This window comes from Nocardioides sp., assembly GCF_964228225.1.
Classification (GTDB): Bacteria; Actinomycetota; Actinomycetes; order Propionibacteriales; family Nocardioidaceae; genus Nocardioides.
The window spans coordinates 85,913-107,028 of sequence record NZ_CAXQZB010000013.1; the positions used below are offsets into that span (position 1 = coordinate 85,913).

20 protein-coding genes are annotated in these 21,116 nt (G+C 76.0%); 8 read left to right on the forward strand and 12 right to left on the reverse strand.

The features are described 5' to 3' along the window. Nucleotides 1–2: 2 nt before the first annotated feature. The 3 genes from ACERUJ_RS03080 to ssd are packed head-to-tail and all read right to left on the reverse strand — an operon-like array spanning nt 3 to nt 3,075. Complete coding sequence (locus tag ACERUJ_RS03080; RefSeq protein WP_370246972.1) at nt 3–806, reverse strand: type II secretion system F family protein; 804 nt, start codon at nt 804–806, stop codon at nt 3–5. Continuing rightward, the gene (locus ACERUJ_RS03085) at nt 803–2,014 is read right to left on the reverse strand and encodes a TadA family conjugal transfer-associated ATPase (protein WP_370246973.1); all 1,212 of its coding nucleotides are present in this window, start codon (nt 2,012–2,014) and stop codon (nt 803–805) included. The genes ACERUJ_RS03080 and ACERUJ_RS03085 overlap by 4 nt, the downstream gene beginning before the upstream one ends. Then, complete coding sequence (gene ssd / locus ACERUJ_RS03090; protein WP_370246974.1) at nt 2,011–3,075, reverse strand: septum site-determining protein Ssd; 1,065 nt, start codon at nt 3,073–3,075, stop codon at nt 2,011–2,013. The genes ACERUJ_RS03085 and ssd overlap by 4 nt, the downstream gene beginning before the upstream one ends. Nucleotides 3,076–3,230: 155 nt before the next feature. Between ssd and ACERUJ_RS03095 the strand changes: the two genes are divergently transcribed. Continuing rightward, nucleotides 3,231–4,064, forward strand: coding sequence for an HAD family hydrolase (locus tag ACERUJ_RS03095; RefSeq protein WP_370246975.1), 834 nt, complete (start codon nt 3,231–3,233; stop codon nt 4,062–4,064). Between the two features lie 412 nt (nt 4,065–4,476). Here ACERUJ_RS03095 and ACERUJ_RS03100 read toward each other — a convergent pair whose 3' ends face one another. Continuing rightward, nucleotides 4,477–5,196 carry an oxidoreductase gene (locus tag ACERUJ_RS03100; RefSeq protein WP_370246976.1) on the reverse strand — a complete coding sequence of 240 codons (720 nt, stop codon included), beginning with the start codon at nt 5,194–5,196 and terminating at the stop codon, nt 4,477–4,479. 35 nt (nt 5,197–5,231) lie between these two features. Between ACERUJ_RS03100 and ACERUJ_RS03105 the strand changes: the two genes are divergently transcribed. The 7 genes from ACERUJ_RS03105 to ACERUJ_RS03135 all read left to right on the forward strand — a co-directional run bounded on the left by ACERUJ_RS03105 (nt 5,232) and on the right by ACERUJ_RS03135 (nt 11,899). Continuing rightward, nucleotides 5,232–6,254 (forward strand): methyltransferase domain-containing protein, encoded by a 1,023-nt coding sequence (locus tag ACERUJ_RS03105; protein WP_370246977.1) that lies wholly within the window; start codon nt 5,232–5,234, stop codon nt 6,252–6,254. Nucleotides 6,255–6,278: 24 nt separating this feature from the next. Beyond that, nucleotides 6,279–7,415: a sensor histidine kinase gene (locus tag ACERUJ_RS03110; protein ID WP_370246978.1), complete on the forward strand. Its 1,137-nt coding sequence runs from the start codon at nt 6,279–6,281 to the stop codon at nt 7,413–7,415. After that, on the forward strand, nt 7,412–8,161 hold the full coding sequence (locus tag ACERUJ_RS03115) for a LytR/AlgR family response regulator transcription factor (RefSeq protein ID WP_370246979.1): 750 nt from the start codon (nt 7,412–7,414) through the stop codon (nt 8,159–8,161). Before ACERUJ_RS03110 ends, ACERUJ_RS03115 begins: the two co-directional genes overlap by 4 nt. 16 nt (nt 8,162–8,177) lie before the next feature. Beyond that, nucleotides 8,178–8,558, forward strand: a complete 381-nt coding sequence (locus tag ACERUJ_RS03120; RefSeq protein ID WP_370246980.1) for a hypothetical protein — start codon at nt 8,178–8,180, stop codon at nt 8,556–8,558. Then, nucleotides 8,555–10,066, forward strand: coding sequence for a cation acetate symporter (locus tag ACERUJ_RS03125; RefSeq protein ID WP_370246981.1), 1,512 nt, complete (start codon nt 8,555–8,557; stop codon nt 10,064–10,066). Before ACERUJ_RS03120 ends, ACERUJ_RS03125 begins: the two co-directional genes overlap by 4 nt. A 145-nt stretch (nt 10,067–10,211) precedes the next feature. Continuing rightward, on the forward strand, nt 10,212–10,724 hold the full coding sequence (locus ACERUJ_RS03130) for an RNA polymerase sigma factor (protein WP_372715294.1): 513 nt from the start codon (nt 10,212–10,214) through the stop codon (nt 10,722–10,724). Continuing rightward, nucleotides 10,721–11,899, forward strand: coding sequence for a hypothetical protein (locus ACERUJ_RS03135; protein ID WP_370246983.1), 1,179 nt, complete (start codon nt 10,721–10,723; stop codon nt 11,897–11,899). Before ACERUJ_RS03130 ends, ACERUJ_RS03135 begins: the two co-directional genes overlap by 4 nt. Before the next feature lie 17 nt (nt 11,900–11,916). Here the strand turns inward: ACERUJ_RS03135 and ACERUJ_RS03140 are convergent, their stop codons facing one another. The 8 genes from ACERUJ_RS03140 to ACERUJ_RS03175 form a co-directional block, all read right to left on the reverse strand. Continuing rightward, nucleotides 11,917–12,489, reverse strand: coding sequence for an HAD family acid phosphatase (locus ACERUJ_RS03140; protein WP_370246984.1), 573 nt, complete (start codon nt 12,487–12,489; stop codon nt 11,917–11,919). Between the two features lie 15 nt (nt 12,490–12,504). After that, nucleotides 12,505–12,789, reverse strand: coding sequence for a hypothetical protein (locus tag ACERUJ_RS03145; RefSeq protein ID WP_370246985.1), 285 nt, complete (start codon nt 12,787–12,789; stop codon nt 12,505–12,507). Further along, complete coding sequence (locus ACERUJ_RS03150) at nt 12,789–13,457, reverse strand: sirohydrochlorin chelatase (RefSeq protein WP_370246986.1); 669 nt, start codon at nt 13,455–13,457, stop codon at nt 12,789–12,791. The genes ACERUJ_RS03145 and ACERUJ_RS03150 overlap by 1 nt, the downstream gene beginning before the upstream one ends. A 148-nt stretch (nt 13,458–13,605) precedes the next feature. Then, nucleotides 13,606–14,742, reverse strand: a complete 1,137-nt coding sequence (locus tag ACERUJ_RS03155; protein WP_370246987.1) for a uroporphyrinogen-III synthase — start codon at nt 14,740–14,742, stop codon at nt 13,606–13,608. Continuing rightward, nucleotides 14,739–15,098 carry a nitrite reductase small subunit NirD gene (gene nirD, locus ACERUJ_RS03160; protein WP_370246988.1) on the reverse strand — a complete coding sequence of 120 codons (360 nt, stop codon included), beginning with the start codon at nt 15,096–15,098 and terminating at the stop codon, nt 14,739–14,741. Before nirD ends, ACERUJ_RS03155 begins: the two co-directional genes overlap by 4 nt. Further along, a complete protein-coding gene (gene nirB, locus ACERUJ_RS03165) occupies nt 15,095–17,653 on the reverse strand; it encodes a nitrite reductase large subunit NirB (RefSeq protein WP_370246989.1) in 2,559 nt (852 codons plus the stop codon). Before nirB ends, nirD begins: the two co-directional genes overlap by 4 nt. Continuing rightward, nucleotides 17,650–19,074 carry an FAD-dependent oxidoreductase gene (locus tag ACERUJ_RS03170; protein WP_370246990.1) on the reverse strand — a complete coding sequence of 475 codons (1,425 nt, stop codon included), beginning with the start codon at nt 19,072–19,074 and terminating at the stop codon, nt 17,650–17,652. Before ACERUJ_RS03170 ends, nirB begins: the two co-directional genes overlap by 4 nt. Next, nucleotides 19,071–21,113, reverse strand: coding sequence for a molybdopterin oxidoreductase family protein (locus tag ACERUJ_RS03175; RefSeq protein ID WP_370246991.1), 2,043 nt, complete (start codon nt 21,111–21,113; stop codon nt 19,071–19,073). The genes ACERUJ_RS03170 and ACERUJ_RS03175 overlap by 4 nt, the downstream gene beginning before the upstream one ends. Nucleotides 21,114–21,116: the final 3 nt, after the last annotated feature.

Sequence of the window (21,116 nt, forward strand, 5' to 3'; positions counted from 1 at the left end):
CCTCACCCCACCGCGTCGCGCGCGAGTCGCTCGATCCAGCCCAGGCCGAGCAGCAGCAGACCGCCGCCGATCCCCAGGCAGCCCAGCCCGAGCGGGGTGGTGAGGAGCAGGCCCCAGGGATCGCCACCCAGGCCCTGGCCGAGGAGCAGCGCCAGCGGAGCCAGCGCCGCGACCAGGCGCCCCGTGGCGCGGGCCGAGGCCAGCTCGCCCTCGACCAGGCGTCGGGTGGCATCGTCGGCACGCAGCGAGCGCGCGAGGTCGTCCAGGGTGCTCGCCAGACCGGCACCGCTGTGACCGGCCACCTGCCAGGCCGCCGCGACGACGCCGAGCCGCTCGGCCCCCGGCGTGAGCGCGACGGCGCGCCACGCGTTCGGCACGTCGGCGCCCACCGCGCCGGCCCGCGCGACGGGGGCGATCAGGGGCCACTCACGGGCGGCGTCGTCGAGCGCGAGCACCGGCGGACGACCGGCGGCGAGATCGCCGGCGAGCTGCTCGCACCAGGACCGCACCTCCTCGCGGCGTCGGGCGACCGCGTGCTCCCGGCGGCGACCACGGCGCCAGCGCACGACGACGACGCCCGGCACGGCCGTGAGCACGGCCGGGACGAGCACGATCCGGCCGCCGATCAGCACGACCACACCCGCCACCCCCACGACCGAGGCCACGACCGCGGTCCCGCTCGGGGCCGACCCGCCGGCCGGGCGGTGGGGGTCGGTGGCGCGCAGCCGCCCCGGCGCGAGCAGCAGGCCGGCGGCGATCGCCGCGGCGAGGACCGCGACCACCGCGGCCGCAGGACCGGTGCTCACCTCGCACCGTGAGGGACGGTCGGGGGCGTCGGCTCCAGCAGTTCGGCCAGGGCGGCGGCGCCCGGACCCTCGGCCAGCCGGTGGTCGGCGTCGACCGTGAGGGCCGTCGCCATGGCGACCAGCCCGTCGGGACGGGCCACCGGGACCGCCAGCTCGGCGAGCCGACGGCGGCCGTCGCGCCCGCGCACGAGGTGCACGACCAGCAGGCCGGCGGAGGCGAGCTGGCTGTGCACCGCCGCACGGGAGAGACCCGCGGCCAGGGCGAGGGCCTCGATGCGCGCGGGCACGGCCGCGGCGCGGTTGGCGTGCAGGGTGCCGCAACCGCCCTCGTGGCCGGTGTTGAGGGCGGTGAGGAGGTCGACGACCTCGGCGCCCCGCACCTCCCCCACGACCAGCCGGTCCGGCCGCATGCGCAGCGCCTGGCGCACGAGCACCGCCAGCGGCACCTGACCCGCACCCTCGAGGTTGGCCGGGCGAGCCTCCAGCGCCACGAGGTGCGGATGGCGCGGGCGCAGCTCGGCGGCGTCCTCGACCACCACGAGCCGCTCGGCGGCCGGGACCTGCTCCAGCAGCGCGGCCAGCAGGGTGGTCTTGCCCGTCCCGGTGCCGCCGGTGACCAGCAACGGCGCCCGCGCGGCGACCAGCCGGCGCAGCACGCCGCCCACCGCGCGCGGGAAGGCCCCCGCCGCCTCGAGGTCGGCCAGCGACATCCCTCCCCCGCGCGGGACCCGGAGCGAGATGGCGGTACCGGGCTGGGCCAGGGGCGCGAGCACGGCGTGGAACCGGGTGCCGTCGGCCAGCCGCAGGTCGACGTACGGGCTGGCGTCGTCGAGCCGACGTCCGGCGCCGGCGGCCAGGCGCACCGCGAGACGACGCACCGCGGCCTCGTCGGCGAACCGGACGTCGCTGCGCTCGAGGCCCCGGCCACGGTCGAGGTAGACCTCGCCGGAACCGTTGACCAGCACGTCGGTGACGCCGGGCAGCCGCAGCAGTGGCTCGAGCGGGCCGGCGCCGAGGATGTCGCGCTGCAACCGCTCGTGCACCGCGAGCACGGTCGCGTCGCCCACGGGTCGGCCGGTGGCGCGCAGCAGGGCCGCCACCCGGTGCGGCGTGAGGTCGCCGGGCTCGCGCGCCAACCGGTCGCGGACCTGCTCCACCAGCGGCGTCAGCGGGTCGGCCGCCGCGACCTCACCCGGCGTGCTGCTCATGCGCAGGCGCTCCCCGCCGCGGCGCCGAGCTGGTCGTGGAGGGTGCGGGCGGCCCGGGCCAGCGGGCTGCGCGGGGAGCGGACCGGCCCCAGGCCGAGATCGACCGACTCCGCCAGGCCGCGCTGGGAGGGCATCGACACGACGACGGGGTGGCGGCAGGCCGCGGCGACCTCGCGGTCGCTGAGGACCGGGCCCGTGGCCGGTCGTCGCACCACCAGCACCGGCGCGACCGTCCCCGCCGACCGGGCGCAGACCCGCGCCGCCGCCGCGACCCCGACCAGGGTCGGGGAGACCACGACGACCAGCCGGTCGCAGCGCACCAGGACGTCGCGCGCGGCGGCGTCGAGCACCCGGGGGAGGTCGACCACCACCAGGTCATGGCCCCGGCGGGCGGCCGAGACCGCCTCGCGCACCGTGGATCCCGGCAGCTCGCCGGCCTCGCCCGGGCCCCAGGTGAGCACGCCGAGGCGGCCCTGGCGCGGCACGGCGTCGCGCAGCGCCCGGGCGCTGAGCCGGCCGGTGGTGTGGCACAGCGCCTCCCACCGGGCGCCGTGACGACGCTCGAGGCCGACCAGGCGGTCCAGGCCCGGGCCGAGCGGGTCGGCGTCGACGAGGAGCGCCGGCGCGCGTCGGGCCCCGACCTGGCCCAGGGCGACCGCGAGCGTGGTGGCGCCCGCGCCCCCCGATCCACCGAGCACGCCGACCACCAGACCGGGGGGCCGCGCGTGGTCGCCGAGGTCGGTGAGCTGCTCCATGAGCCAGCCCTCGGCGTGCTCGAGGTCGCTGACGGTCTCGGCGCCCAGCCCCACCGCCAGCCGGAAGACCTCGTCGGCGACCCGGCCCCGCGACACCACGTGGACGCCGTCGCGGCGCCCCGGCACCAGCGCCGTCAGCGCCGCCGCCGCAGCGGCGTCGACCAGCACGAGGGGGGCCGCCGACCACCGCGCCAGCGCCTCGGCCGGGTCGGCGCACGGCTCGAGCCCGACCCCGGCGGCCGCGGCGCAGCGGGCGACGACGTCGTGCAGGGCGGGGTCGGCGGTGAGCAGGAGGGCATCGGGCATGGGGCGAGCCTGACCCCGGGGGACCGGGGCCCGGGCGACCCCTCGAGGCGCCTGGGGAGGAGCGGCCGCGATCGGGCACCTGTGGACGGAGCGCGGACCCGCTCACCCCCACGGTCCCTGGCGCCACCACGACGCCGCCCTACGATGGCGGCACCATGGTCAGCAGCACCGGGCCGAGCCCCTGGGCCGCCCGCACGACAGGCGCCGCACCGAGTGCTGCCTTCTTCGACCTCGACAAGACGATCATCGCCAAGTCCAGCGCGATGGTGTTCTCCCGGCCCTTCCGCGCCGGCGGTCTGATCTCGCGGCGGGGCGTGCTGCGCAGCGCCTACGCCCAGTTCCTGTTCCTGCTCGGCGGGGCCGACCACGACCAGATGGAGAAGCTGCGCCAGTTCATGTCCGACCTCGTGGCGGGCTGGGACGTCGCCACGGTGCGCGAGATCGTGGCCGACACCCTGCACCACATCGTCGACCCGATCGTCTACGACGAGGCCGTCACCCTCATCGCCGAGCACCAGCTGGCCGGGCGCGACGTCGTGATCGTCTCCGCCTCCGGCACCGAGGTGGTCGAGCCGATCGGCGCCATGCTCGGCGCCGACCACGTCATCGCCTCCGAGCTGGAGGAGGAGGACGGTCGCTACACCGGCGCCATCCGTCGCTACGTCTACGCCGAGGAGAAGGCGGTCGCGATCCGGGCCATCGCCGCCGAGCGCGGCTACGACCTCGACGCCTGCTTCGCCTACTCCGACTCGATCACCGACGTCCCGATGCTCGCGGCCGTGGGCCACCCCCACGCCGTCAACCCCGACCGCGAGCTGCGGCGCGAGGCGGCCGCGCGGGGCTGGCCGGTCCTGCAGTTCACCCGGCCCGTCGCGCTGCGCAGCCGGGTCCCGTCGCGACCCACGCTCGCCGCGCTCGCGGTGGGGGGCGTCGTCGCGGTGGGCGGCGTGATCTGGGCCGGACGACGTCGACGCACCGGCCAGATCTGAACCGTTCCGGAACTACCGACCGGTCACGCGAACGCGCGTTCCGGTGTGACCTGAGACACACCCGACCGCCGCAAAAGTCAAGCCTTGAAGGTGCTCCGGGGCGGGCGTAGAACTGGACTCACAACTCCAGACAGCACGTGAGCCGGGTACCCACGCGGCGATCCACCCTTCCGACCAGGGCGCACGGTCCCGGAAGACTTCCGGGCCGGCAAGAAGAGATGCACGCTTGGTAGCCAGCGGCCTCACGTGTCAGCGGTGGCGCTCCGGTCGATCGAGGACCGGGGCGCCACCTGCATGTCCGGGCTATGGTGTCGGCTCCTCGCGTCGTCACCAGAAGAATGCACCGATTCCGGGCCCACAGCGGTGCATTCCGCTGGTGACAACGGACGACAGCACCCCGGCGCGCGGCGGGTCAGGAGCGGCGCAGCGGGCTGGCCTCGGTGGCGACGCCGATCGCCTCGGCGGCGTAGAGGAGCCAGGCGTGCACCCCGGCCGCCCCGTCGGCGGCGTAGCCGCGCAGCCGGCCCTCGTAGGCCGGGCGGAGCTCGAGGTGGGCGGCCTCGGGGACGACCAGCGACTTCTCGTCGACGCCGCGCGCGACGATCACCAGCCGCTCCAGGGCCCGCGCCACGACACCGTTGTGGGAGGGGAACGGGGCGGCGGTGGCGAGCTCGGCGTGCACCAGCGCCGCCACCAGCAGCGCGGGGGCGTCGGTGGGGGCGCTGAGCACCTGGGCGATGTCGCGCAGCCGGGCGGCCGACTCGGCGTCGCGCGGCCGACCGCGCGAGGACTCCGGCAGGCCCCCGGCCACCACGGCGTGCATGCGCGCCAGCGCCTGCAGCGGCGCGCGGGCGAGCAGGGGCGCGAGGCCGAGCAGCTCGGTGGACAGCCGCACGGCGTCCATGGCGACCTCGTCGCCCGCGCCGTCGCGGACGTCGTCGAAGGTCGAGCCCGAGCCCTCGAGCACCGCACTGGCGTGGGCGCCACGCAGCAGCGACTCGGCCGTCAGCTCGGGGCTGGTGCGCCGCAGACCGCGGTCGCGCAGCAGCACGTCGACGCCGTCGCGGGCCGAGGCGAACGCCGACGGCACCCCCTCGAGCGACACCAACCACGACAACGGGTCCGACTTCACAGAAGGCACGCTACCGAGGTCCTACGATCGGGTCCGTGAGCGAGGACCACCAGCGACGCGCCCGCTCCTTCGGAGTGGCGGCGAAGGCCTATCATCGCGGCCGCCCCGACTACCCCGACGCCGCCGTGCGGTGGCTGGTGGAGCCCGCGGACTCCGCCGCCCCCGACGAACAACTGCTCGTGCTCGAGCTCGGCGCCGGCACCGGGAAGATGACCACCACGCTCGTGGCCCACGGCCACGCCGTGCACGCCACCGACCCCGACGCCGCGATGCTGGCGGTCCTGCGCGCCGAGCTGCCCGACGTGCCGACCTCGGCCAGCGGCGCGGAGGAGATCCCGCTGCCCGACCGCAGCGTCGACGTCGTGGTGGCCGCCCAGTGCTTCCACTGGTTCGACCCCGAGACCGCGCTGGCCGAGATCGCCCGCGTGCTCAAGCCCGAGGGCCACCTCGCGGTGGTGTGGAACGAGCGCGACGAGCGGATCCCGTGGGTGCGCAAGCTCGGCCGCATCATCGGCACCCAGGACCACCTGCGCGACCCCGCCGCCGCGCTCGCGGCCTCCGCGCTGTTCGAGGAGGTCGCCGCCGAGACCTTCCCGCACTGGCAGGTGATCAACCGGACCTCGGTGGTGGACCTCGCGACGTCGCGCTCGAACGTGCTGACCCTCGACGACGACGCCCGCCACGCCCTGCTGGCCGACCTGCTCGCGCTCTACGACGACTACGGCCGCGGCATGGACGGCATGCAGCTGCCCTACCTCACGCGGTGCTTCCGCGCCCGGGTCGCCCCCCGCCCCGAGCCGGCGGCCGAGCCAGTGCCCGAGCCGGTGGCCGAGCAGGTGCCGGCCGACGACGCACCGGCGGAGGTCGGGGCCACAGCCGAGTCGGCGTCCGGGAGCGCGCCGGAGCCGGCGGCACCGGTGGAGGACCCCGACTCCACGATGCAGATCAAGCTCGACCTCGCCCCGCCGGACCGGATGACCGACAGCGCCGCCACGCTGCCGCGCATCCTCGACGACTCCACGCTCGGGGCGGGCACCGTGCTGATCGACCTGCGCTGACCCGTCGGGACGGACGACGCGCGGATGGCACGACGACGGATCCGGTGGCCCGGGCGCACCCGGCCCGGCCACCTCGGCACCGAGGCCGACCGGGCGACCTACCGCACCCTGCACGAAGCCTCGCTGGCCTCCCCGGCGCTGCAGGAGGGGCTGACGCCCGACAGCGCCGAGCGGGCCATCGCCCACCTGCGGGCGATGCTCGGCACCCCGGCGCTCGCGCTCGCCGACACCGCCGGCGTGCTGGCGTGGCACGGCGTGGGCCACCACCACGCCGCCCAGGTGCCGCGGCTGGTGGGCGCCACCCTCGACCGTGGTCGCACGCGTGTCTTCGAGCGCGAGGACCTGTCCTGCACCGACTCCGGCTGCGCGGTGCGCTCGGCGGTGGTCAGCCCCCTGGTGGTGGAGGAGCGGCTCGTGGGCGCCCTCGTGGCGCTGACGCCGTCGCCCACCGCGGGGCTGGCGCGCGCAGTGGAGGAGACCGCGTCGTGGGCCTCGGGTCAGCTGGCGCTGGCCGAGCTCGCCGGCAGCCGCGCCCGGCTGGCCGAGGCCGAGGTGCGGGCGCTGCGGGCCCAGATCAGCCCCCACTTCATCTACAACTCCCTGGGCGCCATCGCCAGCTTCGTGCGCACCGACCCCGACCGGGCCCGCGAGCTGCTGCTGGAGTTCGCCGACTTCACCCGCTACTCCTTCCGCCGCCACGGCGAGTTCACGACCCTGGCCGAGGAGCTGCGCTCGATCGAGCGCTACCTGCTGCTCGAGCAGGCCCGCTTCGGCGACCGGCTGCAGGTGCGGCTGCAGATCGCCCCCGAGGTGCTCGGCGTCGCGGTGCCGTTCCTGTGCCTGCAGCCGCTGGTGGAGAACGCCGTGCGCCACGGACTGGAGGGCGCCGAGGGCGTCGGCCACCTCTCGATCGTGGCGCGCGACCGCGGCGTCGACTGCCTCATCGAGGTGGAGGACGACGGCGCCGGGGAGGACCCCGAGCGCGTGCGCCGGGCGCTGGCCGGCGACGCCGCGCTCGACTCGGTGGGGCTGGGCAACGTCGACGCACGGCTGCGCAGCACCTACGGCGACGACTACGGTCTGGTGGTCGAGACCGCACCCGGCGCGGGCACCAAGGTGATCGTGCGGGTGCCCAAGTTCGCCGCGGGGGTGAGTGCATGACCACGGCCGGGACGCCCGGGGCCGGGCTGCGGGTGCTGGTGGTCGACGACGAGCGCCCGGCGCTGGACGAGCTGGACTACCTGCTGCGCCGCGACCCGCGCATCGCCTCGGTGCGCACCTGCGACTCCGCCACCGACGGGTTGCGCGTGCTGCGCGAGGACGACGTCGACGCGGTGTTCCTCGACATCCAGATGCCGGGGCTCTCGGGGCTGGAGCTGGCCGAGGTGCTGGGCCGCTTCCGCACCCCGCCGCCGATCGTGTTCGTGACCGCGCACGAGGCCCACGCCGTGGAGGCCTTCGACCTGCAGGCGGTGGACTACGTGCTCAAGCCGGTGCGCGCCGAGCGGCTCGCCGAGGCGGTGCGCCGCGTGATCGCGGGCGGTGAGCGGGCGACGTCGTCGGCCCCGGACCTGCAGATCCCCGTGGAGCTGGGCGGGGTCACACGCTTCGTGGACCGCGCGAGCGTGACCCACGTGGAGGCCCAGGGCGACTACGCCCGGCTGCACACCCCGACCGGCAGCCACCTGCTGCGGGTGCCGCTCTCGACGCTGGAGGAGGAGTGGCGCGAGGCCGGGTTCGTGCGCGTGCACCGCTCGCTGCTGGTGGCGATCGCGCACGTCACCCAGGTGCGCATGGACGCCGGGCGCTGCACGGTGCTGGTGGGGCCGCACGACGTCGAGCTCGGGGTGAGCCGCCGCAACACCCGCGAGCTGCGCGACCTGCTCGTGCGGCGCGCGACCCGGTGAGCCTGGTGGATCTCACGTGAGCGAGTCCGAGGGCGCGCGGCCGGCGCGGGTGCGGGTGACCGGCCCCGACCGACGTCATCGTCCACGACCGGCGGTGCGCGACCTCGACGACGACACCCCGCTGGGCGGGCTCTACCTCGGCTCGCTGCTGCGCGAGCAGCGGCGTCTGGCGCTGCGGGTGCTCGTGGCGCTGGCGCTGAGCGTGGGGGTGTGGCCGCTGGTGTTCTGGCTGGCGCCCGGACTGGCGCAGGTGCGGGTGCTGGGGGCGCCGCTGGCGTGGCTGCTGCTCGGCGGGCTGGTCTACCCCTGGCTGGTGTTCCTGGGCTGGCGCTACGTCCGGGCCGCCGAGCGCACCGAGCGCGACTTCGCCGAGCTCGTGGGCGAGGTGGAGCAGTGAGCGCCGAGGCGGCCTGGCCGGGCGTCGTCGCGGTGGTGCTAGTGAGCCTGGCGACCCTGGCGATCGGCACCTGGGGGCTGCGGGTCTCGCGCACCACCTCCGACTTCTACGTCGCCTCGCGCAGCGTGCGCCCGGGCCTCAACGCCAGCGCGATCGGCGGGGAGTACCTCTCGGCCGCCTCGTTCCTGGGCGTGGCGGGACTGGTGCTCACCTTCGGCGCCGACATGCTCTGGTACCCCATCGGCTGGACCGCCGGCTACCTCGTGCTGCTGGTGCTCGTGGCCGCCCCGCTGCGCCGCAGCGGGGCCTACACCCTGCCGGACTTCGCGGAGGCTCGGCTGGACTCCAAGCGGGCGCGGGGCGTGTGCTCGCTGCTGGTGGTCACCATCGGCTGGCTCTACCTCGTGCCGCAGTTCGAGGGCGCCGGCCTCACCCTGGGCGCGGCGCTCGGCGCACCGGCGTGGGTCGGGCCGCTGGTGGTGGGCGCGGTCGTGGTGGTCAACGTCAGCGCCGGCGGCATGCGCAGCATCACGTTCGTGCAGGCCTTCCAGTACTGGCTCAAGCTCACCGCCCTGCTCGTGCCGCTGCTGGTGCTGCTCGTCGTGTGGGTCGGCGACCGCGGCCGGCTGCCCGCACCCGCCACCGGCGACGACGCGTGGTCGCTGCCGCTGGGCGGCACCGGCGTCGGCGACCTCTACACCACCTACTCCCTGGTGATCGCGACCTTCCTCGGCACGATGGGCCTGCCGCACGTGGTGGTGCGCTTCTACACCAACCCCGACGGTCGCGCGGCCCGGCGCACGACGCTGGTCGTGCTCGGGCTGCTGGGGCTGTTCTACGTGCTGCCGCCGCTCTACGGCGCCCTCGGCCGGGCCTACGGGGTGTCCGACGACGCCGACACCCTCGTGCTCGACCTGCCCCGGCTCATGGTCGACGGCCTCGGCGGCGACCTGCTCACCGCGCTGGTCACGGCCGGGGCGTTCGCGGCGTTCCTGTCCACGTCCTCGGGGCTGGCGATCGCGGTCTCGGGCGTGCTCGCGCAGGGCGCCACCCGGCGTCGTCCCGGCACCGGGGAGGTGCGGGCGTTCCGGCTGGCCGCGGTGGTGGCCGTCGTGGTGCCGCTGGCGGCGGCGCTGGCGCTCCCGGACGTCAACGTCGCCCGGGCGGTGGGGCTGGCGTTCGCGGTGGCGGCCTCCACCTTCTGCCCCCTGCTCGTGCTCGGCATCTGGTGGCGCGGCCTCACCGCCCCCGGGGCTGTGGCCGGCCTGGTCGTGGGCGGGGCCGGGGCACTGGCCGGTGTCGCCTGGACCGTCGCCCACCCGCAGGCCCGCACCTGGGTCGACGTCGCCCTGGGCCAGCCCGCCGCCTGGACGGTGCCGCTGGCGGTGGTCACGATGGTCGCCGTCTCCCGCGCCACCCGCGACCGCATCCCCCGCCACGCCCGCCGGTTCCTCGTGCGCCTCCACACCCCCGAGGGCCTCGGGCTGGAGGCCCGCACCGGCCGGTGACCGGCCTCGCGGCTCGCCGGGGGTCGTCGTACCAACCGTCGGTGCTGTTTCTCGGCGGAAAGACAGCAGGATCGGTTGGTACGACGCAACCTCGGCGCCCGCCAGACGTCCTCTCACCATGACCCCCACGATCGGAAGGACCCCGGTGGCTGCTCCCCCGCCCGCCGTGACCTCCCTCGCCGAGCTGTACGCCGCGCACCGGATGGCGCTGGTGCGGCTCGCGGTGCTGCTGGTCGACGACGTCGCCTCCGCCGAGGACGTCGTGCAGGACGCCTTCGCCGCCCTCTCGGCACGCCCCACCGCACTGCGCGACCCCCGGGCCGCGCTCGCCTACCTGCGCACCTCGGTGGTGAACGGTGCCCGCTCGGCGCTGCGACGTCGTCGGACCGCCCGCGGCTACCGGCCGCCGCACGACACCGGGCCACGGCCACCCGACGACCACCTGCTGCTGGCCGAGGAGCACCGCGAGGTGCTGGCCGCGCTCGACCGGCTGGCCCCGCGCCAGCGCGAGGTGCTGGTGCTGCGCTACTGGAGCGACCTCAGCGAGGCCGAGATCGCGGCGGCGTGTGGCATCTCCCGCGGCGCGGTGAAGTCCACCGCCAGCCGCGCGCTCGACGCCCTCGAGCGGATCCTGACCACCCCCGAGGAGGAGCGATGACCAGCCCCACCGAGGACCGGCTGCGCCGCGCGCTGGCCGCCCGCGCCGATCTCGTGACCCCCGCGGACCTCCGCGACGCCGCGCCTCCGCACCCCGCCGACGCGCGGTCCGGGCGACGCCGGCTCCTGCCGGCCGCGGGACTGGTCGCGGCCGCGACCGTGCTCGCCGTCGTGATCGTGCGCCCGGGCGACGACGGCGGGTCGGCGGCCACCGACCCGAACCGGGACGGGAACCACACCGACGACACCGGGCCGGGAGCGGACTTCGGCACCGACCTCTCGGTCACCGACGCCGAGGGCACCGAGCACGCGCTCGACGTCGCGACGGCCCGGTGCCTGCCGGCGGGAGCGGCCACCATGGACCCGCGTCCGGGACAGCGGCTGCTCGAGGTCGAGGCCCGCACCGCCGACGGCAGCGTCGGCTTCACCTTCCGCACCCTGATCGAGGCGACCGGCACGGCCCGGCAGCTGCGCTTCCCGGCGGCGAGCGACACCAGCCGGGTCACCGCGACGGTGGACGGCCGGGCGGCCGACGCCTCGGGTCCGGGGGCCACCGGCGTGATCGACCTGCTCTCGGCGGGCTGCTCGCCCGCGGGCGCCGCGGCGGTCGTCGACCTCCGGCTCCCCGGCACCGCCGGGCCGCAGGACGACCTGAGCGTGACCGGCACCATCGACACCGACGGCGCCGAGCTCACCACCGAGTACGACGGCTCCTACGATCCGGTGCCGGACTCACTCGTCGACGTCACCGTGCGGGACCGGGACCGCACGGAGCGGCCCGCGCAGGTGTTCGCGGCGTGCACCGATTCGTTCCTCGACCCCGGCACCCGGCTGCTGAACATCGTCCTGGAGGGCGACGGTGGGCGCGACGTGGTGACGGTGAGCCTGCCGGTGCCCGAGGGTCAGCCGCTGCCGTGGGTCGTCGAGCTGCCGTGGACACCGGCGTCGGAGGAGGCGGCGATCCAGGCCGACCTCGATGCCGGAGCCACCGGCGACCAGCCGCGCTCGCGCGGCACCGTGGCGGTGCGCGAGGCCGGCTGCGCGATCGGGGACCAGGTCGTGGTGGAGTTCGACGGGGTGGTGCTGGGCTCCGAGCGCGGGCCGGCCTCGGACGTGCGGGTCGACGGCGTCATCGCGACCGGGGTCATCCGGTTCGCCGAGACGCCGGCGGGCTGAGGGGGCGTCGTCGAGCCTCAGGTCAGCTGCTTGTTGTAGTTGGGCAGCCGGTAGGCCTTCTCGAAGCCGCCGCCGGTGAAGTCGGTGACGTTGTTGCCGACGTTGGCCACGAGCGTGTAGCCCTGCTCGCGGAAGCTCGCGCGGCACTCGGTCTTGCTCTTGACCTTGCCCTCGCCGAGGTCGCGCATGCACAGGCCGTCGACGCGGTAGCCGGCGGCGTCGAACTCCGCGAGGGTGGAGGCGCGCTTCTCCTCCAGCCGGGCGGTGTTGACGAACACCTTCATGCCCAGCGAGCGGGCCTTGCGGGCGAACTGCAGCACCGGGAACACCGGGCGGCCGGGGGCGTAGCGGGTGGCGAGCATCGTGTTGTCGATGTCGAGGTTGATCGCGAGCATCTCGCCCTTGGTGGCGCGGGCGGCGCGCTGCTCGAGGTAGTCCAGCGAGCCCGCCATGGCCTTGCGGACGTCGGCCTTCCAGACCCGCTCCGAGGGCACGGCAGCCCGGGCGGGGCTGGGCGCGAGGAGCAGGGCGCTGAGCAGGGCGGCCAGCAGCGCGGGGACGAGGAGGACGGCGAGGGGGGTGCGGCGCATACCCCGGAGCGTACGTCAGCCGCCGGGCTCGACCCGAGGACGCAGCGCCGGCACGAGCGCGGCCAGCGGCGCCCCCACGACGTCGCGCGGCTCGCCCTCCCAGTGCGCGTCGCGCACGAGGCCGTCGTCGTCGAGATCCACGACGACGTCGACGCACGCACCCGGCTCGGTGGGGTGGGCGGCGCACCAGATCAGCTGACCCGCCGAGGCGGGGTCGCCCTGGGCGGGGGCGAAGCCGGCCGGGGCGAGCAGGGCGTCGATCGCCACGACCGCCGCGGCGACCTCGGGCCGCGCCGGCATCAGCCCACCGGCGTGGCCAGCAGTGCCTGCGCCCGCTGCACGAGCAGGTCGACCACCAGCGGGTGATCGCCGAGCACGTCGGCCACCACGACCCCCTCCGGCGCCTCCTTGGCCACGCGGTCGGAGAAGAAGCCGGGCGAGAGCAGGTAGGGGGCCACGGCGTCGCCGGGGCGCACGACGTCGCGGAACCGGGTGCCGAGGCCGGAGAGGACGGCCAGCTCGACCGGGCCGTCCCAGGCCCGGGCGAGGTGGGCGACGGCGGCCAGCTGGTCGGCGGTGGCGTCGGGGTCGCTGCTGCCGGCGGCCACCAGCACCACCCGCTGGCCGGGCTGCGCACCGGCCTCCAGCAGGCGGGCCACCTGGGCCTGCGCGAGCAGCGGGTCGGGCCCGAAGGAGGGACCCATCCGCACCGGCGCCCCGGCCTCGGCGAGCGCCTCGGGCAGGTCGGTGCGCAGGTGGAAGCCGGTCGAGAGCAGCAGCGGCACCACGACCGCCGGCTCGGTCAGTCCCGCGACGACGTCGGCGAACAACGGCTCGCTCAGCTCGACGTAGGTCGTGACCGCCGGACCGCCCAGCCGCTCCCCGGCGGCGGCGGTGAGCAGTCGCGCGACCTCGTTGCCGCCGTCGCGTCGGGTGCCGTGGGCCACGGTGACCAGCGTCGTCGTCATTGCTCCATCCTCTCCCGGATCCGTTCCCACCCCCAGGGGGGAACGCGTCACATCTGTCGGCCGTCGTCACCAGCGGAATGCACCGGTTCCGGCCGACAACCGGTGCATTCCGCTGGTGACAACGAAGAAGCAGTACCCCGGCGGACCGTCAGGAGGTGGGGACGGCGAGCCGGTAGCCGCGCTTGACGACGGTCTGCACCGAGCGGGTGCCGATGCCGGCGCGCAGGCGCGCCACGGCCATCTCGACGGCGTGCTCGCTGCCGGCGGTGCCCGAGGGCAGGGCCGCCAGCAGGTGGGCGCGGGACACGACGTGGCCGGGGTTCTCGGCGAGCAGGTGCAGCACCGCCAGCGGGGCCGGGGACAGCTTCACCTCCACGCCGTCGAGCAGCACCTCGTCGCCGTGCAGCAGCAGCTGGTGGCCGGCGAGCTCGAGCGTCAGGCCGCGGGCGCGGGAGGGCAGCTCGATCTCGAGCTGGCGCACCATCGCGGCGAGCCGGGAGCGGTCGGGGTAGATCGACGGCACCCCCCACAGCTCGAAGGCGGCGGCGGTGACCGGGCCGACGCAGGAGGCGACGACGTCGGCCTGGAAGGCGGTGATCACCTCCTCGCGGCGCCCGGTGGAGCCGGCGGCGTCCATGAGCGCGGCGACGGCGGGCGCGGCGGTGAAGGTGACGGCGTGCACGGTGCGCTCGGCGATCTCGTCGATCAGGTGGAACATCGCGGTGGGGTCCTCGGCGCTGACCGTGCGGTACACCGTGACCGTGGTGACGTCGGCGCCGCGCCGCCGCAGCGCGTGCGCGGCCATCGACAGCGACTGCCCGTGCTCCTGCACCACGATCCGCTTGCCGTGCAGGTCGCGTCCGCGCAGGTGGGCCAGGACGTCGTCGAAGGCCTCGGAGTCGGGCGCCCACAGCTCGCGCAGCCCCCGACGGCGCAGCGCCCCCACCGACTTCGGGCCGCGCGCCAGGATCTCGGAGGTCGCGAGATGGGCACGCAGCTGCTCGAGCAGCCCCCACCCCTCGGCGGCCGCGAACCACGCCTTGACCCCGATGCCGGTGGTGGCCAGGAAGAGGTCCACCGGCCGGGCGAGCACCTCCTCGGTGGCGGCGCGCAGGTCGGCGTCGTCCACGGTGTGCGGCTCCTGCGAGAGCGCCGGCGCCCACACGACCTCCGCGCCGCGACGCTCGAACAGCCCGATCTGCTCCTCCACCTTGCGGGCGGCGGTGACGCCGATCCGGAAGCCCTCCAGCGGCCGGTCGGAGCCGGAGGTCGGGGGCGCGTTCACGGCTGGCGCGGGGCCACGTGCACGACACCGTCCACGAGGCGCACCGGGTAGGTCGGCACGGTCACGGTCTCCCCCTCGGGGCTGTCGAGGCACACCCCCGTGCGGAGGTCGAAGCCCTGCTTGTAGACGGGCGAGGCGACGTACGGGACGTCGCCGCGGGTGCCCACGATCCCACGGGCGAGCACGCACGCGCCGCTGAACGGGTCGTAGGCGCCGAGGGCGTAGATCACGTCGTCGTGGGTGCGGAACACCGCCACGGCCTCGCCGTCCACGAGGGCGAGCACGCCGGTCTCGCGGTCGATGGCCTCCAGCGCGCACACCCGGGTGCCGGTCTGAGGCAGCTCGGTGGCGGTCATCGCTCGACCCCCGCGCTCGGGGCGCCGACCGGGATCGCGGACCCCAGCGACACCGGGCCCGTGGCCTCGCCCGGCACCTGCTGCCCCCGCTCCTCGCGGAAGGAGATGTGGGGATCGGGCACGTCGGGGGCGTTGACGAAGGAGACGAAGCGGCGCAGCTTGTCGGGGTCCTCCAGCGTCGCGCGCCACTCGTCCTGGTAGGTGTCCACGTGCGCGGCCATCGCGGCCTCCAGCTCGCTGCCCAGGCCGAGCGCGTCGTCGACGACGACCTCGCGCACGCGCTCCAGACCGCCCTCGAGGGAGTCGATCCAGGTCGAGGTGCGCTGCAGCCGGTCGGCGGTGCGGATGTAGTACATGAGGAACCGGTCGAGGTAGCGCACGAGCGTGGCGGAGTCGAGGTCGCCGGCCAGCAGGCGGGCGTGGGCCGGCACCGCGCCACCGTTGCCGCCGACGTAGAGGTTCCAGCCCTTCTCGGTGGCGATGACGCCGAAGTCCTTGCCGCGCGCCTCCGCGCACTCCCGGGCGCAGCCCGACACCCCGCCCTTGAGCTTGTGCGGCGAGCGCAGCCCGCGGTAGCGCAGCTCCAGGTCGATGGCCATGGTGACCGAGTCCTGCACGCCGTAGCGGCACCACGTGGAGCCGACGCAGGACTTCACCGTGCGCAGCGACTTGCCGTAGGCGTGGCCGGACTCGAACCCGGCGTCCACGAGTCGGCGCCAGATGGCCGGCAGCTGCTCCATCCGGGCGCCGAAGTGGTCGATGCGCTGGCCGCCGGTGATCTTGGTGTAGAGCCCGAAGTCGCGCGCGACCTCCCCGATCACGATCAGCTTCTCGGGCGCGATCTCCCCGCCGGGGATGCGCGGCACCACCGAGTAGGTGCCGTTGCGCTGGATGTTGGCGAGGTAGGCGTCGTTGGTGTCCTGTAGGGCGCGGTTCTCCGGCGCCAGCACGTGCTGGTTCAGCTGGCTGGCCAGGATCGAGGCCACCGCCGGCTTGCAGACGTCGCAGCCCCGGCCGCCGCGCCCGTGGGCGGCGAGCACGGCCTCGAAGGTGGTGTGACCCTGCACGAGCACGACGTCGAACAGCTCGGCCCGGGTGAGCCCGAAGTGCTCGCACAACGACCGGTCGACCTCTTGGCCGGTGCTGGCGAAGTAGTCCTCGATGATGCCCTTCACCAGGGTCTTGCAGGAGCCGCAGGTGGCGCCGGCGCGGGTGGTGCCGCCCGCGGCGGCGGCGGCGGTGATCTCGGCCTTCGTGACGTCGTTGCACGAGCAGATCTGGGCCTGCTCGCCCAGCTCGACCGCCGCGCCGCCGCGGCCCGCGGGCAGGATGAGGTCCTCGGGGTTCTCCGGCAGCGGCGTGCCGGCGGCCACCATCGGGCGCAGCAGGCCGTAGGCGGAGGCGTCGCCCACCAGCACCCCGCCGAGCAGCCGGGTCCCGTCGGCGGAGACGACCAGCTTCTTGTAGAGCCCGGCCACGGCGTCGGAGTACACCAGCTCCAGCGCACCGGGGGTGGCGGCGAAGGCGTCGCCGAAGCTGGCCACGTCCACCCCGAGCAGCTTGAGCTTGGTGGAGGTGTCGGCGCCGAGGAAGCCCTCCCCCGCCCGGCCCACCAGGGCGTCGACGGCGGCCTCGGCCATCGCGTAGCCGGGGGCCACCAGTCCGTAGGTGAGGCCGTGGGGGGCCGCGCACTCCCCGATCGCCCAGGTGTGGGCCACGCTCGCCCGGCCGTGGGCGTCGGTGCGCACCCCGCCGCGCTCGCCGACCTCCAGGCCGGCGTCGCGGGCCAGGGCGTCGCGGGGCCGGATGCCGGCGGAGAACACCACGACGTCGGCGGCGATCCGCGAGCCGTCGGCCAGCTCGACACCGGCCACCCGACCCTCGGCCTCCAGCACGGCGGTGGTGCGGGCGTCGGTGTGCACCTGCAGGCCCAGGCCCTCGATGTGGCGCCGCAGCACCGCGCCGCCGGCATCGTCGATCTGCACGGCCATCGGCCGCGGCGCCATCTCGACGACGTGGGTCTGCAGGCCGAGCAGCCGCAGGGCGTTGGCGGCCTCCAGGCCGAGCAGGCCGCCGCCGATGACCACCCCGGTACGGGCACCGGTCGCCGGGGCGGCGGCGTCGCGGATGGCCTCGAGGTCCTCGATCGTGCGGTAGACGAACGCGCCCGGCAGGTCGTGCCCGGGCACCGGCGGCACGAACGGCGCCGCACCCGTGGCGAGCACGAGCTCGTCGTAGGCCAGCGCCTCGCCGCTGGCGAGCTCGAGGGTGCGGGCGCCGAGGTCGAGAGAGGTCACCTGTGCCTGCAGCCGCACGCGCACCCGCGGGTCGGCGTAGCCGTCGGGAGCCAGCGCGAGGGCGTCGGCGCCGCGCTCGAAGAACGACGTCAGCCCCACCCGGTCGTAGGCCGCCCGCGGCTCCTCGCCGAGCACGAGCACGTCGTGGGTCTCGGTGAGACCGCGCTCGATCGCGCACTCGACGAACCGGTGGGCCACCATGCCGTGGCCGACGACCACGAGCTGCGGGCGGTAGCGAGGAGAGGGGGGGGCCGTCATGCGCTGGCTCCTTCCAGGGTGGGTCGGGCCGCCACGAGCTGGCGGACGGTGGGGGCGCAGCCGCCGCAGCCGGTGGTCGCGCGGGTGCGCTCCACGGCGTCGGTGAGGGTGCGGCAGGCGCGGATCGCGCCGGCGGTGACGCCGGCGCAGGCGCAGACCTCGGCGTCGTCGCCGAGCACGACGGGGGCGGGCGGCCGGTCGCCGAGCAGCAGCTCGCCCGGCTCGTGGGGGGCCATCACGGTGCCGCGGTCGAAGAGCTGGGTGAGCAGGCCGACCCGGGAGAGGTCGCCCACGAGCGAGGCCGCGACGAGGCGGCCCTCGCGCACCACCAGCTTGCGGTGGGTGCCGCGCACGGGGTTGGCGATCTCGATGACCTCGCCGGGCTCGCGCTCGGGATCGCCGAGCACGGCCACCTCGAGGTCGCTGGCGCGCAGGCGCGCCACGAGGCGGCTGCCGTCGTAGTCGATCGGCTCGCCCGTCAGCCGGGCGGCGAGCAGCTCGGCCTGCTCCCAGGCCGGCGCCACGAAGCCGGTGGTGCGCAGGCCGCGCTGGGCGCAGTCGCCGAGGGCGCTCACGGCGGGGTCGCTGGTGCGCAGCGCGGCGTCCACGACGACGCCGCGGCGCACCTCCAGCCCGGCCCGGCGGGCGAGGGCGGTCGAGGGCCTCCCGCCGGCGGTGAGCACGACGAGGTCGGTGTCCAGGACGTGGCCGTGGTCCAGCTGCAGGCCGCGGCCGGTGAGTCGCACGGCGCGGGCGCCGGTGTAGACCTCGGTGCCGAGCAGGCGCAGGTCGCGGGCGAGGGCGGCGCCGGCGGCGGGCCCGACCTGGCTGCGCAGCAGGTGCTCGCCACCCTCCACCAGCTCGGTGCGCACCTCGCGCACCGCGAGGGCGCGGGCCACCTGCAGACCGAGCAGTCCGCCGCCCACGACGACGGCGCGGGCAGTGCCGTCGCCGCCCTGCAGCGCGGCGAGCAGGCGGGTGCAGTCGTCGAGGCTGCGGAAGGCGTGCACGCCGTCGTGCAGCCGGCCGTCCATGCGCACCAGGCCGCGGATCGGCGGCAGGGTGGGGATGGCGCCGGTGGCCAGCACGAGGTGGTCGTAGGGCACGCGCTCGCCGTCCACGAGCATCACCTCGCGTGCCTCGCGGTCGATCTCCAGCACGCGCGCGCCGGTGCGCAGCACGACGCCGTGGGCGGTGAACCAGTCGGCGTCGCGCAGCGTGAGCGCCCGGGAGGGGTGGCTGCCCTCGAGCACCGCCGAGAGCAGGATCCGGTTGTAGGGCAGGTGGTGCTCGTCGCCGAGCAGGGTCACGTCGCGGTGGCCGCGGGCCACGAGGCACTCGGCGAGGCGCTGGGCGGCCATGCCGGCGCCGACCACGACCACCCGGCCCGGCTGGCCGGGCTGGCCGGGCTGGGTGCTCATGCGCTCACCGCCGCGGCACAGACCTTGAACTCCGGCATCCGGCTGGTGGGGTCCAGCGCGTCGTGGGTGAGCCGGTTGGCGCCCACCCAGTGGAAGGGCACGAACACGGTGTCGGGCCGGATGGTGGGGACCACCCGGGCGGGGGCGCGCAGCCGCCCGCGCCGGGTGGCGACCGTGACGGCGTCGCCGTCGCGCACGCCGAGGCGCCCCGCCAGCTGCGGGTGCAGCTCCACGAACGGGCCGGTGTCGGGGAGGTCGCGGATGCGACGGGTCTGCGCCCCGGACTGGTACTGGGCGAGCACCCGGCCGGTGGTGAGGTGCAACGGGTAGGCGTCGTCCACGATCTCGGCGGGGCCGGTGTGCTCGACGACGACCGCCCGGGCCCGGCCGTCGGGTGTCGGGAAGGACTCGGCGAACAGCCGCGGGGTGCCGGGGTGCTCGGGGGTGGGGCAGGGCCAGAAGACGCCGTGCTCGGCGCGGATGCGGTCGTAGGTGATCCCGGCGTAGTCGGCGCGGCCGCCGGCCGAGGCGCGGCCGAGCTCGGCGAAGACCTCCTCGGGGTCGGTCGGGAAGCCGGTGGGGTGGCCGAGCCGGGCGGCGAGGCCGGCCAGGATGTCCAGCTCGTCGCGCACCCCGGCGGGCGGGGTGAGCGCGCGCTGGCGCAGCACGACCCGGCCCTCGAGGTTGGTCATGGTGCCGGTCTCCTCGGCCCACTGCGCCACGGGCAGCACGACGTCGGCGCGGGCGGCGGTCTCGCTCATCACCAGGTCGCAGACCACGAGCAGGTCGAGCGCGTCGAGCCGCCCGGCGACGTGCGTGGCGTTCGGGGCGGAGACCACGGGGTTGCTGCCGTGCAGCAGCAGCGCCTTCGGACCGTCGTCGGCGCCGAGGGACTCCAGCAGCTCGTAGGCCGAGGGGCCGGCGCCGGGCAGGGTGTCGGGGTCGACGCCCCAGACGGCGGCGACGTGGGCGCGGGCGGCGGGGTCGGTGATCATCCGGTAGCCGGGCAGCTGGTCGGCCTTCTGGCCGTGCTCGCGGCCGCCCTGGCCGTTGCCCTGGCCGGTGAGGCAGCCGTAGCCGGCGAAGGGCCGGCCCACCAGGCCGAGGCCGAGGGCGAGGTTGATCCAGGCGAGCACGGTGGCGGTGCCCTGGGCGTGCTGCTCCGCGCCGCGGGCGGTGAGGATCATGACGCGGCGGTGGGCGGCGAGCAGGTCGGCCAGCGCGCGCAGCTCGTGGACCGCGACGCCGGAGACGCGCTCCACCCGCTCGGGCCACCAGCCGGCGGCGGAGCGGCGCACGTCGTCGAAGCCGGCCACGCGGGCGGCGAGGTAGGCCTCGTCGAGGGCGCCGGCGGCGTCGAGCAGGTGCAGCAGCCCCAGGGCGACGGCGAGGTCGGTGCCGGGCACGGGCTGCAGCACGACGTCGGCGCGCTCGGCGGTGGCGGTGCGCCGCGGGTCGATCACGACGACGCGCCCGCCGCGGGCCCGCACGGCGTCGAGGTGGCGGGCCGCGGGCGGCATCGTCTCGGCCAGGTTGGAGCCGACGAGCACGACGACGTCGGCCTGCTCCACGTCGGCGAGCGGGAACGGCAGACCTCGGTCGAGTCCGAACGCCTGATTGGAGGCGGCGGCGGCCGAGGACATGCACCAGCGGCCGTTGTAGTCGATCCGGCTGGTGCCGAGCACGACCCGGGCGAACTTGCCGAGGGCGTAGGCCTTCTCGTTGGTGAGCCCGCCCCCGCCGAACACGGCCACGGCGTCGGGGCCGTGTTCGGCGCGGAGCGTGCGGAGTCGCTCGGCGACGAGGTCGAGCGCGTCGTCCCACTCCACGGCCCGCCAGGTGTCGGTCGCGCGGTCACGCACGAGCGGCGTGGTGAGCCGCTCGCGGTGACCGCGCAGACCGCCGGCCGACCAGCCCTTGCGGCACAGCGCCCCCTGGTTGACGGGGAACTCCGGCCACGCCTGCACCTCGAGGGTGCGTCGACCGGTGAGGGTCATGCCGCACTGGAGGCTGCAGTAGGGGCAGTGGGTGGGGGTCACGGG